The organism is Vermiculatibacterium agrestimuris (assembly GCF_943193085.1).
GTDB classification, from domain to species: Bacteria; Bacillota; Clostridia; order Oscillospirales; family Oscillospiraceae; genus Vermiculatibacterium; species Vermiculatibacterium agrestimuris.
The window spans coordinates 1-13,308 of sequence record NZ_CALPCU010000038.1; the positions used below are offsets into that span (position 1 = coordinate 1).

The window sequence follows — 13,308 nt, forward strand, 5'->3', positions numbered from 1 at the left end:
CCCCCCCCCCCCCCCCCCCCCCCCCCCCCCCCCCCCCCCCCCCCTTTTTCGCGGTTACCGCTGATATTCAAACTCCAAATTATAAAGGCAGATGGTGTCCCCATCCTGTATGCCCATCTCCTCCAGCCGGGCGAAAAGGCCGGACTGGCGCAGCTGGCGGTCAAACCAGTTGCGGGACTCGTAGTCTCCGAAATTCACGTTGGCCATGAGCTGGCGCAACCAGGGGCCATCCACCACCCAGGTGCCGTCGATGACCTCGATGGTGGGCGGCTCGGACATGTCCACCTCCTTGGGCTTTTCCACATAGGTGGGCTCATAGACCGTGATGGGGGGCAGCTCCTGGAGCCTCTCCGCGGCGGCATACATCAGCTCCCGGGTTCCCTGGTGCGCCGCGGCGGACAGCTCGAAGAAAGGCAGCCCCAGCTTCTCTACATGAGCCTTCAGCGCCTCCAGGGCCTCCCGGTCGTGGGCAACAATGTCCACCTTGTTTCCCGCCACGATCATGGGCCGTTGGGCAAGCTCCGGGCTGTACTGGGCCAGCTCGGCGTTGATGGCCTCAAAGTCCTCCACCGGATCCCGTCCTTCGCTGCCGGAGACGTCCACCAGATGGATGAGCAGCCGGCAGCGGTCAATGTGCCGCAAAAAGTCGTGGCCCAGGCCGGCCCCTTCGGCGGCTCCCTCAATGATACCGGGGATGTCCGCCAGCACAAAGGAAGTCCCCTCCTCCAGAGCCACTACTCCCAGGTTGGGGGACAGGGTGGTAAAATGATAGTTGGCGATCTTGGGCTGGGCCCGGGTGACCACACTCAAAAGGGTGGACTTGCCCACGTTGGGGAACCCCACCAGCCCCACGTCGGCCAGCAGTTTCAGCTCCAGGATCACATCCCGCTCCTGGCCGGGCAGGCCCGCCTTGGCGAAATGGGGCACCTGCCGGGTAGGGGTGGCGAAGTGCTGGTTGCCCCAGCCGCCCCGGCCGCCCCGGCACAGCACGAAGGTATCCTGGCCGGCCATGTCACAGATGATCTCCCCGGTCTCGGCGTCCCGCACCACAGTGCCCCGGGGCACCCGGATGGTGAGGTCGTCCCCGTCCTTGCCCGACTTCCGGTTCCCCTGGCCCGGCAGGCCGTTGGGGGCCACATACTTGCGCTTATAGCGGAAGTCCATCAGGGTGGACATATGCTCGTCCACCCGCAGGCAGATGTCGCCTCCCCGGCCGCCGTCGCCGCCGTCAGGGCCGCCGGCGGCCACATATTTCTCCCGGTGGAAGGCCACCGCGCCGCCGCCGCCCGCGCCCGCCCGCACCAGAATGCGGGCCTTGTCAATAAAGCCATTGGCCATAAAAAGGGCCTCCTTTGAAAAAACGCCCCGGACATGGTTTTATGTCCGGGGCGTTCCTCTGTCCCAAATTACTGGGCGATCTCCTCGATGGAGACCTGCTTGCGATCCTTGCCCAGACGGGAGAACTTCACAGTGCCGTCCCGCAGAGCGAACAGGGTATCGTCGCTGCCCTTGCCCACACCCGTGCCGGGGTGGAAATGGGTGCCGCGCTGACGCACCAGAATATTGCCCGCCAGTACGAACTGGCCGTCGCCCCGCTTGACGCCCAGGCGCTGGGCATGGGAATCACGGCCGTTCTTGGTGGAGCCGCCGCCCTTTTTGTGGGCGAAAAATTGCAGTCCGATCTTCAGCATTGGATTACACCTCCATGACGATGATATTGTCGGGATACTCCTCCTGAAGCTGGGTGAAGTAGACCATCAGGCCGGTCAGAAGGGTCTGACAGGTGCTCTCGTTGGTCTGCCCCAGTCCTCCGGGGAGTTTGAGGGAGATCAGAGCCTTGTCCGGCTTCACCTTCACGCTGGCCTCCAGTCCCAGCACGTCGTTGACGGCGCACTCGGTAACACGGACGGCACTGGTGACGGCGGCGCACAGGATGTCCTCCCCCGCCGGGGCAAGTCCGCTGTGGCCCTCCACCTGAACGGAGGTGATGCGGCTGCCCTCTAAATGAAACGTGGCGGTGATCATTAGGCGTGGATCTTGCCGATGGTCACCTTGGTGTAGGGCTGACGATGGCCCTGCTTACGGCGGTAATTCTTCTTGGGCTTGTACTTGAAGACGATGACCTTCTTGCCCTTGCCGTTCTTCACGACGCTGGCGTCCACCTTGGCGCCCTCCACAACGGGAGTGCCGAAAGTGGCCTTGTCCCCGTCCAGAATGGCCAGGACTTTGTCGAAGGTCACGTTGTCCCCGGCCTCCACAGGCAGCTTCTCGATAAAGAGGGTGTCGCCCTCCGCCACCTTGTACTGCTTGCCGCCGGTCTCAATGATCGCGTGCATGTGTTTCAACTCCTTCATTACGGGCTCGCTGTCGGGGGCGGAGCGCTGTGCTCACTTCAGGCCCATTCAAAGCGGCTTTAGTAGTATATCAATCCAAATTGAAAATGTCAATAGATTTTGCGGATAAATGATCCTTTTCCTCGGCCTTACGCCGCTTTTCCTCCTCCAATTTGGCAAGACGGCCGCCGGCGGCGCAAAAAGCTTTGATATAGATAGGATACCTTTTCCGGAGAGATCTGATACCGCTCTCCAATGGCTTTGAAGGTCATCCCCTCCCCCTCCCGAAGCCGGGCGATCTCCTCCGACCATTGGATCCTCTGCTCGTCCATAATTCATCCCCCACACCCCTATAAGGTTCTTTTCAAAAATATAGCACCTTACAGCAAATAGGGAAATATGAGACCGGAAGTCAAGCCATGACAATTGGGCGGCTGAAGGAGCTGTGCCGTCTTTACAAAGTATCCGCCGATTATATTCTCGGTCTGCCCAAAGGCTTGGACTGGCCGAGAGAATAAAGGAAAGGGCCGCCCTCCGGCGGCCCTTTCCTTTTTGCGCCTTTTATTTTGCCCGGCGGTAAATTTCCGCCATATCTTCCCGGGTCAGCCGCTTCACCACGCCCAGCGCGCCCCGGTTTGCGGCGTCGCACTTCTCCGCCAGCTCCAAAATCTGCTCCTCCGTGGGCTCCACCCCCAGTTCCCGCAGGTTGGTGGGCATCTTGATCTCCCGGTAAAACTCCTCCATCGCCTCAATGCCCTTCAGCGCCGTGGCGGTATCGTCCCCCTGGGGGGCCACTCCCAGCACGTTGACGGCGAACTGGGCAAACCGGCCGGGCTTTTCCGGGAGCACATACCGGGCCCAGGTGCCCCAAAGGGCGGCAAGGCCCGCCCCATGGGCCACATCGAACATTCCACCCACTTCATGCTCCAGCCGGTGGCAGGCCCAGTCGCCGTTGCCTGCGCCGCAGCCGGTAAGGCCATTGTGAGAAAGGCTCCCCGCCCACATCACATTGGCCCGGGCTTCATAATTCTTTGGATCCTTTACCAGCACCCTGGCCTCGTCCATGACCACCCGCATCAGCCCCTCGGCCAGTACGTCGGTAAGCTCCATCGTATCCACATTGAAATACCGCTCCATCGTGTGCATAAGGATATCGGCACAGCCGCAGGCGGTCTGGTAGTCCGGCAGGGTCATGGTCAGCTCAGGATCCATGATGGCAAACTTGGGCCGGCCCATGTCGCTGTTATAACTGCGCTTGATGCCGCCCTCCTCCTTGGTGATGACCGAGGAGTTGCTCATCTCGCTGCCCGCGGCGGAAATGGTGACCACTGCGCCCACGGGCATACAGGCGGTAGGAACGCGCTTGAAGTCGTAAAAATCCCAAACGTCCCCGTCGTTGGCAACCCCGTAGCCGATGGCCTTAGCGGAATCGATCACGCTGCCGCCCCCCACAGGCAGGAGGAAATCCACCCCCTCCTTCCTGCAAAGCTCGATGCCCTGACGCACCAATCCCAACCGGGGATTGGGAACCACGCCTCCCAGCTCTGTCCAGCCGATCCCCGCCTGATCCAGAGACGCCTTTACCCGGTCCAGCACTCCGGAGCGCTTTACGCTGCCGCCGCCGTAGTGGATCAGGACTTTTTTGCCCCCGAAATCCTTGACCTGTTGGCCCACCTGATCCAGCGTCCCCTTTCCAAAGATCACCTTTGTGGGTGTGTAATAATTGAAGTTCATCATCGCTTTTTCCTCCTTTTTATTCTTCTTTCAATCGGCCAGAATACCACCCTGTGGCGCCGTCCTTTTTGGCCAGGGTGCCCCGGCTGGTGCGCCGCACCACGCTCAGCCGCTCCCCCGCCTTCACCGGCAGGCGGTAGTCGGTGGAGTCCTCACAGTGGACTCCCCGTTCGTCATAGCGCAGATATTCCGTGAGCACATCCAGCACCCGGCCGCTCTCCAGGTGGCGGCACCGGGAGAACTCCTCCCCCTTCTCCAGCACCTCCAGAGCGCTGCGGCCCCAGCGGATGTTGATGGAGTCCTCCGAGGGGGCCTGGTCGTCCAGGGCGGTCATCACCGGGAAGCCGTCGTAGGCTACATAGGAAAATTCTCCCCCGGGCCGCTCCGGCAGGATGAGGGCGTTGAGCTGCCCGTCCGCCTTCAGGGTGCAGCCCCCGTCGATGCTGGCAATGTGCCGGTCGTACAGAAGGATGGGCTTGGCGGAGGGAATGTGGCTGTGATAGAGGGTCACGGGCCAGTGGCCCACCACCACCCAGCGGTGGAAGGAGTATCCCTGGCCCAGAAAGTCGTCGTTTTTCATGCAGCTGTGGGCGTCCAGCTCCTCCAGCCGCTCCTCCCGGGGCACGCCGCCGTGGACGAAGAGGTAGTCGTCGTTGACCAGAATGTGGGGCAGGCCCCGGAGAAAATCCAGCTCCGGGCCGAAGTCCCTGTTGATGGCCGCCCGGGCGGCGGGAAAGTCCAGCCGGGAGGTCACCTCCACCCCCGCCAAATGGGCCATCTTCACCAGCAGGCACCGCTCTCCCTGCATCCGAAACCACCGCTCGTAAAATTCCTGCGGGATGTCAGGCCGGTCGTCGGCAAAGGCGGGAACGATGTTATCGCAGTTGCCCAGGATGGTGTGGACGGTGTACCGCTCCGACAGCTCCATCACATAGCGCAGGGTGTCCAGACTGCCCTCGTTCCGCTCCAGGATGTCTCCCAGCACAATGAGGATATCCTCCCCGGAAAAGCCCACCTTGCGGAGCAGTCCCTTCAGCAGCGGCAGATTTCCGTGGAGGTCGCTGATGACCAGCACCCGCCGTCCGGGGGGCAGCGCAACCGGCCGGACTATCGTCCTCATGCCCCAGCCTCCGCCGCCAGGGCGCACCAGCCGTCCTTCTCCGCCCGCTCCAGGATGGTAAGCCCGTTCCCTTTCAGGGCGGCGGCCACCTCCTCCGCCCGGGTATCAATGATGCCCGAGCAGATAAACACCCCGTCCGGGGCCAGAAAGCGCTCCACCTGGGCGGAGAGGGGGATGATCACATCGGCCACGATATTGGCCAGTACCATCCGGAAGGGCCCCGCCTGCTCCAGCTCCTCCACCAGCTTTTTGTCGGAGAGCATGTCCCCCGCCCGGACGGTGTAGCTGGACAGTCCGATGCCGTTGAGAGCGGCGTTTTCATAGGCCACGTCCACCGACTTGGGGTCGATGTCCACGCCAAGGGCCCGACTTGCCCCCAGGTTCATGGCGGCGATGGACAAAATACCGCTGCCGCAGCCCAGATCCAGCACGGCGTCGCCCGGAGCCAGGTGCTTTTCCAGCAGACCAAGGCACAGCTGGGTAGAGGCGTGGGAGCCGGTACCAAAGGTGAGCCCCGGATTCAGATAGACCGCCTTGCGGCCCTCAGGGACGGCCTTGCCCCGTTCCCATTCAGGTACGATATAGACCCTCTCCCCCACCGCCATGGGCTGGTAGTACTTCTGCCAGCCGTAGGCCCAGTCCTCCTCCTTCAGGGGAACGGTGGACACAGGGGCGTCGATACCCGCCAGTGCCTGCGCCATCTGCGCCCGGCCGGCATCGTCGTCGGTAACGTAGAACTTGACCCGGGCCACTCCCCGCATCCGCTCCAAAAGGGCGTCGTCCACGTAATCCCAGTATTGGCGGTTCTGCTCCAGGAAGTTTTTGAAATCGGCCTCGTTTTCCAGCACCAGTCCCTCGGCGCCATTCATGGTGAGCTTGGCCGCCAGGTCGTCCATCTCCCCGTCGGTGGTCTCCACCGTCACTTCCAGCCAGTCGTTCATCGCCTTTCCCTCCCTGTCAAAAGACGGCGGGGTCTTCCCCCGCCGTCTTGGTGAAAACTCTTCTTTTGAATTGTACTGTATCCCGGCGTTTCTGTCAACGCTTACCGGGGCTGGCCAAAGAAGAACACCACCGCGCAGCCAGGCCCGGTGTGAGAGCCGATGACAGGGCCGATGTCGCAGATCTTCACATCCTTGACCCCCACCTTCTCCCTGAGCTGGGCCGCCACATATTCGATGTCTTCCTGGCAGTCGCTGTGGCTGAGGAAAACGGTCTGCTCCTGGGGGTCGATGGCGGTATCCTGTACCTTCTTCACCAGGTAATCCAGCGCGGCCTTTCTCCCCCGGGCCTTATCCACCGTGTCCAGCTTGCCTGCGTCGTCCACGTGGATGATGGGCTTGATTTGGAGCAGCGTGCCCGCCAGGGCGGTGGTGGCGGAGATGCGCCCGCCCCGCTTCAGGTGCATCAGGTCGTTGACGGTGACCCAGTGACACACCTTCATCTTGTTCTCCTCGCACCAGTCCCTGACGGCCTCCAGGCTCTCCCCGGCCAGCCGCTTTTTCCCCGCGCACCAGACCAAAAGCCCCTGTCCCGCCGAGGCGCACAGGGTGTCCACCACCTCGATCTTCCGCTCCGGGAACTTTTCCCGCAGCTCAGAGGCCGCCATCATAGAGGCCTGGCAGGTGTTGGAAAGGCCGGAGGTGAAGGAGAGGATGAGCACATCCTTCCCCTCAGTCAGAACAGGCTCCAGCAGGTCGATGTACTGCTGCATATTCACTGCCGAGGTGGTGGACATCTCCCCATCCCGGAGCAGCTGATAAAACTCCTTGGAGCTCATGTTCCGTTTGTCCGGGTGATCCTCCAGGGTAGTGCCCCGGATGGTAAAGCTCAGGGGCAGAACGCTCAGCTCCAGCTCCTCCACCAGCTCCTGGGTCAGGTCGGCAGAGGAATCGGTAACGATGACATACTCACTCATAGTTCATTTCTCCTTTTTGTTTTTCTTGCTTTTCCCCTCGCCGGCCGGGGCCTTTTCTCGAATAAGGCCGATGACCCGCTCACAGGCCAGCTTGTTGGCGTAGCTGGCCAGGGCCAGGGTCAGCGCCAGCCGGGGCAGCTCCTCCTCCGGGCAGTCTGTATCCAGCCTCTGCGCCGTATCGCTCAGGGCCTGATCCAGCGCCTGCCGGAACCGCTCGTACATGTCCCGGGCCTCTCCGCCGCCGTTGTCGGCGGCCAAAAGTCCCGCGTCCCGCACCGGGAGCACCTGCTTCAGGGCACAGATGGCGGTGAGGTAGGCCAGATGCACTCTGGAGTAGCGCTTCCCCTCCGCCCTGGGCAGAAGTCCGTCCTTGATGTAGTTATTCACCATGGCGGAGGTGAGTCCTTCCGCCTCCTCATACTGGATGAGCTGGCGGGGCATATAGCCGATGACCTGATCCATATAGAGGTTCAGGTCGGGAAGGCCGTCCCAGTCCACGGGCCGCTGTGTCTCCAGGCGCGCCTTCAGTTCCCTCAGTTCTTCCATGACGTCCCCTCGCAGTATCTTATCTTTAATATCAGGATAACGGAGGTATTATACCACTATTATATAGCGTTCGTAAAGCCTGAAATTGGGACATTTTCCGTTTTTCAGGTCACATAACAAAATTATTCCACCCTGTGGGCGCAAAAAAGAGGCCCGGAGGAGCTCCTCCGGGCCTCTTTTTATTCATTGGACTTGTCGCGCTGCGAAGCAGGCAAGTCACAAATTCGCTTTCCCTACGACTCGGGCTGGTCTACGGAGCCGCCTTGCGGCTCTTCGCTCGCCCTCGCTCCAGTCCAAGCTCATTTGTTGCCTGCTTCTCCGCGCTCAGCGGGGGTTCTTGATAGCGGCCTGGGCGGCAGCCAGCCGGGCGATGGGCACCCGGAAGGGGGAGCAGGAGACGTAGTTCAGGCCCACATTGTGGCAGAACTCCACGCTGGTGGGGTCGCCGCCATGCTCGCCGCAGATACCCATGTGGATGCTGGGACGGGTGGCCTTGCCGGCCTTCGCGGCCATCTCCACCAGCTGGCCCACGCCGGTCTGATCCAGGTGGGCGAAGGGATCGCTCTCATAGATCTTCTCGTCGTAGTAGTAGCCCAGGAACTTGCCGGCGTCGTCCCGGGAGAAGCCGAAGGTCATCTGGGTCAGATCGTTGGTGCCGAAGGAGAAGAACTCCGCCTCCTTGGCGATCTCGCCGGCGGTGAGGGCCGCGCGGGGGATCTCGATCATGGTGCCCACCTCATACTTCATGTCGATGCCGGACTGGGCAATGATGGCGTCGGCAGTCTTCACCACCACGTCCTTGACGAACTTCAGCTCCTTGACCTCGCCCACCAGGGGGATCATGATCTCGGGAACCATCTTCCAGTCGGGGTGCTTCTTCTGGACGTTGATGGCGGCGTTAATGACAGCGGCGGTCTGCATCTCCGCGATCTCGGGATAGGCCACGGCCAGACGGCAGCCACGGTGACCCATCATGGGGTTGACCTCGTGCAGGCCGTTGATGATCTCGTGAAGGCGATCCACGGTAATGCCCATTTCCTTGGCCAGATCCACAATGTCCTCTTCCTTGGTGGGGACGAACTCGTGGAGAGGGGGATCCAGGAAGCGGATGACCACAGGCTGGCCCTTCATCTCCTCATAGATGCCCTCGAAGTCGCCCTGCTGGAGGGGCATGATCTTGGCCAGAGCCTTGGCCCGCTCCTCGGCGTTCTCGGAGACGATCATCTCCCGGATGGCCTTGATGCGGTCGCCCTCGAAGAACATATGCTCGGTGCGGCACAGGCCGATGCCCTGGGCGCCGAAGTCATAGCCCTGCTTGGCGTCCCGGGGGTTGTCAGCGTTGGTGTAGACCTGGAGCTGGCGGTACTTGTCGGCCCAGGCCATGAAGCGGCCGAAGGGGCCGGAGGAGGGATCGGCGGGCACGGTCTTGATGGCCTCGCCATAGATGTTGCCGGTGGAGCCGTCAATGCTGATCCAGTCGCCCTCCTTATAGGTCTTGCCGGCGAGGGTAAAGCACTTCTTGTCGTAGTCCACCACGATCTCGCCGCAGCCGGACACGCAGCAGGTGCCCATGCCACGGGCCACCACGGCGGCGTGAGAGGTCATGCCGCCCCGGACGGTGAGGATGCCCTGGGCCACCTGCATGCCCTCAATGTCCTCGGGAGAGGTCTCCAGACGAACCAGGACGATCTTCTCGCCCCGCTCGTGCCACTCTTTGGCCTCCTCGGCGGTGAAGACCACCTTGCCGCAGGCGGCGCCGGGAGAGGCGGCCAAGCCCTTGCCGACGACCGCGGCCTTCTTCAGGGCGTCAGCGTCGAACTGGGGATGGAGCAGGGAGTCCAGCTGCTTGGGCTCCACCCGGAGCACAGCCTCCTTCTCGTCGATCATGCCCTCGTCCACCAGATCCACAGCCACCTTCAAAGCGGCGGCGGCGGTGCGCTTGCCGTTCCGGGTCTGGAGCATATAGAGCTTGCCATCCTCGATGGTGAACTCCATGTCCTGCATATCCTTGTAGTGCTTCTCCAGCCGGTCGGCGATCTCAGCGAACTGGTCGTAAACGGCGGGCATCTCCTCGTGGAGCTTGGAGATGGGAGAGGGGGTGCGCACGCCGGCCACCACATCCTCGCCCTGGGCGTTGATGAGGTACTCGCCGAACAGGGCCTTCTCGCCGGTGGCGGGGTTGCGGGTGAAGGCCACGCCGGTGCCGGAGTTGGAGCCGGAGTTGCCGAAGACCATGGTCTGCACGTTGACGGCGGTGCCCCAGTCGTAGGGGATCTCGTTCATGCGGCGGTAGACATTGGCCCGGGGGTTATCCCAGCTGCGGAACACAGCCTTCACGGCCTCCATCAGCTGAACCTTGGGATCCTGGGGGAACTCCTCCCCCTTCTCCTTCTTGTAAAACTCCTTAAAGAGGACGACCAGCTGCTTCATGTCCTCGGCGTCCAGATCCACGTCCAGCTTGACGCCCTTCTTGGCCTTGACGTCGTCGATGATCTCCTCAAAACGCTTCTTGGAAAGCTCCATAACCACGTCGGAGAACATCTGGATAAAGCGGCGGTAGGAGTCGTAAGCGAAGCGGGGGTTGCCGGTCTTCTTGGCGAAGCCCTCAACGGCCACATCGTTCAGGCCCAGGTTCAGGATGGTGTCCATCATGCCGGGCATGGAGGCCCGGGCGCCGGAGCGGACGGAGACCAGCAGGGGGTTGGTGGGGTCGCCGAACTTCTTGCCGTTGAGCTCCTCCAGCCAGGTCAGGTTCTGCATGATCTCTTCCTGGATCTCGGGGGCGATGGCACGGCCGTCATCATAGTAACGGGTGCAGGCCTCGGTGGTGACGGTAAAGCCCTGGGGAACGGGCATGCCGGCCGCGGTCATCTCGGCCAGGTTGGCGCCCTTGCCGCCCAGCAGCTCACGCATGTCTTTGTTGCCCTCAGAGAACTTATAAACGTACTTTTTGGACATAGGACTTGACCTCCTTGATTTTCTTTGCGATATGATTTGTAAAAAGGGCGATGCTTGATTTCCATTATAATCAGGTTCTATAGGAAAATCAAGGAATCTTTTCATGTTTTTCCTAAACTGGGGGTTTGTTTTTTCCTTTTCCCACTTTTTGTTCTGAAAACGGTCAAATGTCGCCAAAATCTTTTTTGCCGCCAGGCGGCAAAAAGGGCCTCTTCAGCACAGGATCAGCTCTGCCGCCAGCACCACCAGGCAGCAGACCACCGCCACAGGAAAAAGCCCCGCCCCCAGAAAGGCCAGCGCCACGCCCACCGTCAAAGCCAAAAGGCCCGCCACAGGGGACTGGGTGGCCTCCACGATGGCGGGGAAGGTCATCACCGCCAGGGTCACATAGGGCACGTAGTAGAGAAAGGAGCGGATAAACCGGTTCTCGATCTGCCCCCGAATGAGGGTCAGGGGCAGCACCCGGACGGCAAAGCTCACCAGGCTCATGGCGGCAATGTAGATGTAAATGTTACCCCTCATGCCCTTCCTCCTCCTTTTCCTCCGGGATGGGGAACAGCGCCGCCGCGCCCCCCGCCAGCACCAGCGTCAGCAAAATGACTCTGGTGCCACCCGTGAGCCAGCCCACCTGCCACAGCGCCGCCGCCTTCCCCAGGGCAAGGCTGGCGGCAAAGCTGAGGCCCACCAGAACAGCCACCACCCGATCCTTCCGGGCGGGCGGGATGATGATGGCCAAAAACATCCCATAGAGCGCCACGCTCAGTGCGCTGACCACCCGCAGCGGCAGGATGTTCCCGGCAATGATCCCCAGCGCCGTGCCGGTTGCCCAGCTGGGGATGGCCACCGCCATGGCCCCATAATTGTAAAGGGGCTCCACCGGCCCCGGCCGGGCCATGGCGATGCCGAAGATCTCATCGGTAATGCCGAAGCCCACCCCGATCCGGTGCCACAGGGAGGTTCCAGGCGCAAATTTCTGGCTCAGGGCGCAGCTCATCAGCAGATACCGGGCGTTGGTGATGAAAATGGTCACCGCCAGCTCCCAATAGGGCGCCAGGGCGGCGATGGCGGTGATGCCCGCGTATTCTCCGGCGGAGGCGTGGTTCAAAATGCTGATGACAAAGCCCTGGGCGGCGGTGAGCCCGGCGCTGCGCCCGGCAATGCCCAGGGAGAAAGCCACGGCAAAGTAGCCCATGGCGATGGGCACGCCGTCCCGCATCCCATCCCGGAGCGGCCCCCTCTGTTCTTTCCACATATCTATTCCTCTTTTTTCTTTGGTCTGAGATGCTTCGGCGTCTGTCCGCCTCATCTCCCCTTCTCCTCCACGTCCACCACAGTGAGGGTCTGTCCCGCCACAGTGAATTTTACCTCCAGTCCGGCAAATTCCATGCCGTAGATCCGCTGGGGATCTGCCTGATAGTGGGGCCGGGGGTCGCAGGAGAGCACCCCCTTCAAGGCCTCCCGCCGTTCCGGGCGCACTTTCTCCAGCAGCGCCTGCGGGAACTCCACCGTCAGGGCCTCCGGGGCAGACGCAAAGCCCGCGGCCGCCGCCGGGCGGCAGTCGGCGTAGGGCACGTAAGGCTTGATATCATATATGGGCGTACCATCCATCAGATCGGCCCCGGAGACGTGGAGCACCGGGCCCCGGGCGGTCTCCAGCTCCACCCGCTCCAGCTTAACGCAGGACAGGCCCAGGGGATTGGGCCGAAAGGGGGAGCGGGTGGCGAAGACCCCGACCCGCTCATTGCCCCCCAGCCTTGGAGGCCGCACGGTGGCTGACCAGTTCTCCCGCCGGGCCTCTGAAAAGCCCCAGAGGAGCCATAGGTGGGAAAAGCTCTCTATCCCCCGCAGAACGTCAGGGTTGCGGAATTCCCGCTCAAAGACCACCGTCCCCCGGAGCCCTTCCACCAGGCCGCTCTGCCGGGGGATCCCAAACTTGGTGGGAAACTCGCTCTCCATCTGGGCGATCACCTTCAGCGTCATATCCTCCACCCTTTTCACTCCTTTCCCGGCAGGCCGCTGGAGCCTGTAAAAGAAAAGCGCCTGATTCCGTTAGAAATCAGGCGTTTCTGGAGCTGCTACCCAGATTCGAACTGGGGACCTCATCCTTACCAAGGATGCGCTCTACCGACTGAGCTATAGCAGCGTGTCAGGCGCGGCTGCGCCCAACAGATGGCGACGCGGATGGGACTTGAACCCACGACCTCCGGCGTGACAGGCCGGCGTTCTAACCAACTGAACTACCGCGCCATCTTTTCTATATGGTATGCGGAGAACCCGCTTGTACCCATGGCAGGGGCAGAAGGACTCGAACCCTCGGCACGCGGTTTTGGAGACCGCTGCTCTACCAACTGAGCTATACCCCTATATGGTGGGCCTTCGGGGACTCGAACCCAGGACCGACCGGTTATGAGCCGGCTGCTCTAACCAACTGAGCTAAAGGCCCACATGTCAGCCTCTATTAAAACAGGGAAACGGCTTGCCGTCGCCACACAGCGGCGGCAAGCCGCATCTCTATGGCTCCCCAAGTTGGACTCGAACCAACGACCCTGCGATTAACAGTCGCATGCTCTACCGACTGAGCTATTGAGGAATATAAAAGAGGGCTTGGCCTGGTCGGGCCAGGCCCTCTTCTTTGTGTTGGCGTCACCTATTTTACCAGTCCGTTGCCAGACAAGTATCGTCGGCGCAAGTGAGCTTAACTG

14 protein-coding genes and 5 tRNA genes are annotated in these 13,308 nt (G+C 61.7%); all 19 read right to left on the reverse strand.

The features are described from left to right. Positions 1-54: 54 nt before the first annotated feature. The 19 genes from obgE to NFR87_RS09835 all read right to left on the reverse strand — a co-directional run bounded on the left by obgE (position 55) and on the right by NFR87_RS09835 (position 13,196). Entirely contained in the window at positions 55-1,338 is a 1,284-nt protein-coding gene (obgE, locus tag NFR87_RS09745; RefSeq protein WP_251449206.1) for a GTPase ObgE, read from the reverse strand. A gap of 68 nt (positions 1,339-1,406) precedes the next feature. Continuing rightward, positions 1,407-1,691, reverse strand: coding sequence for a 50S ribosomal protein L27 (gene rpmA / locus NFR87_RS09750; RefSeq protein WP_251449208.1), 285 nt, complete (start codon positions 1,689-1,691; stop codon positions 1,407-1,409). A gap of 4 nt (positions 1,692-1,695) precedes the next feature. After that, positions 1,696-2,025: a ribosomal-processing cysteine protease Prp gene (locus tag NFR87_RS09755; protein ID WP_251449210.1), complete on the reverse strand. Its 330-nt coding sequence runs from the start codon at positions 2,023-2,025 to the stop codon at positions 1,696-1,698. Beyond that, positions 2,025-2,336, reverse strand: coding sequence for a 50S ribosomal protein L21 (gene rplU / locus NFR87_RS09760; protein WP_251449212.1), 312 nt, complete (start codon positions 2,334-2,336; stop codon positions 2,025-2,027). The genes NFR87_RS09755 and rplU overlap by 1 nt, the downstream gene beginning before the upstream one ends. 146 nt (positions 2,337-2,482) lie before the next feature. Next, positions 2,483-2,665 (reverse strand): hypothetical protein, encoded by a 183-nt coding sequence (locus NFR87_RS09765; RefSeq protein WP_251449214.1) that lies wholly within the window; start codon positions 2,663-2,665, stop codon positions 2,483-2,485. Between the two features lie 229 nt (positions 2,666-2,894). Beyond that, the gene (locus NFR87_RS09770; RefSeq protein ID WP_251449216.1) at positions 2,895-4,070 is read right to left on the reverse strand and encodes an iron-containing alcohol dehydrogenase; all 1,176 of its coding nucleotides are present in this window, start codon (positions 4,068-4,070) and stop codon (positions 2,895-2,897) included. Positions 4,071-4,086: 16 nt separating this feature from the next. Beyond that, entirely contained in the window at positions 4,087-5,187 is a 1,101-nt protein-coding gene (locus tag NFR87_RS09775) for a metallophosphoesterase (RefSeq protein WP_251449218.1), read from the reverse strand. Next, complete coding sequence (gene prmA, locus NFR87_RS09780; RefSeq protein WP_251449220.1) at positions 5,184-6,128, reverse strand: 50S ribosomal protein L11 methyltransferase; 945 nt, start codon at positions 6,126-6,128, stop codon at positions 5,184-5,186. Before prmA ends, NFR87_RS09775 begins: the two co-directional genes overlap by 4 nt. Before the next feature lie 101 nt (positions 6,129-6,229). Continuing rightward, positions 6,230-7,102 (reverse strand): DegV family protein, encoded by an 873-nt coding sequence (locus NFR87_RS09785; RefSeq protein WP_251449222.1) that lies wholly within the window; start codon positions 7,100-7,102, stop codon positions 6,230-6,232. A gap of 3 nt (positions 7,103-7,105) precedes the next feature. Then, entirely contained in the window at positions 7,106-7,648 is a 543-nt protein-coding gene (locus NFR87_RS09790) for a DUF1836 domain-containing protein (protein WP_251449224.1), read from the reverse strand. A 324-nt stretch (positions 7,649-7,972) separates the two neighbouring features. Then, positions 7,973-10,606 carry a pyruvate, phosphate dikinase gene (gene ppdK / locus NFR87_RS09795; RefSeq protein ID WP_251449226.1) on the reverse strand — a complete coding sequence of 878 codons (2,634 nt, stop codon included), beginning with the start codon at positions 10,604-10,606 and terminating at the stop codon, positions 7,973-7,975. Between the two features lie 213 nt (positions 10,607-10,819). Further along, positions 10,820-11,128 (reverse strand): AzlD domain-containing protein, encoded by a 309-nt coding sequence (locus NFR87_RS09800; protein WP_251449228.1) that lies wholly within the window; start codon positions 11,126-11,128, stop codon positions 10,820-10,822. After that, positions 11,118-11,858 (reverse strand): AzlC family ABC transporter permease, encoded by a 741-nt coding sequence (locus NFR87_RS09805; RefSeq protein ID WP_251449230.1) that lies wholly within the window; start codon positions 11,856-11,858, stop codon positions 11,118-11,120. The genes NFR87_RS09800 and NFR87_RS09805 overlap by 11 nt, the downstream gene beginning before the upstream one ends. 50 nt (positions 11,859-11,908) lie before the next feature. After that, positions 11,909-12,586: a tRNA (N6-threonylcarbamoyladenosine(37)-N6)-methyltransferase TrmO gene (gene tsaA / locus NFR87_RS09810; RefSeq protein WP_251449232.1), complete on the reverse strand. Its 678-nt coding sequence runs from the start codon at positions 12,584-12,586 to the stop codon at positions 11,909-11,911. 87 nt (positions 12,587-12,673) lie between these two features. Then, a tRNA-Thr gene (locus tag NFR87_RS09815) sits at positions 12,674-12,749 on the reverse strand. Positions 12,750-12,776: 27 nt separating this feature from the next. Next, positions 12,777-12,853 (reverse strand) — tRNA-Asp (locus tag NFR87_RS09820). A gap of 40 nt (positions 12,854-12,893) precedes the next feature. Then, positions 12,894-12,969 (reverse strand) — tRNA-Trp (locus tag NFR87_RS09825). Positions 12,970-12,972: 3 nt separating this feature from the next. Next, a tRNA-Ile gene (locus NFR87_RS09830) sits at positions 12,973-13,049 on the reverse strand. 71 nt (positions 13,050-13,120) lie between these two features. Further along, positions 13,121-13,196 (reverse strand) — tRNA-Asn (locus NFR87_RS09835). Positions 13,197-13,308: the final 112 nt, after the last annotated feature.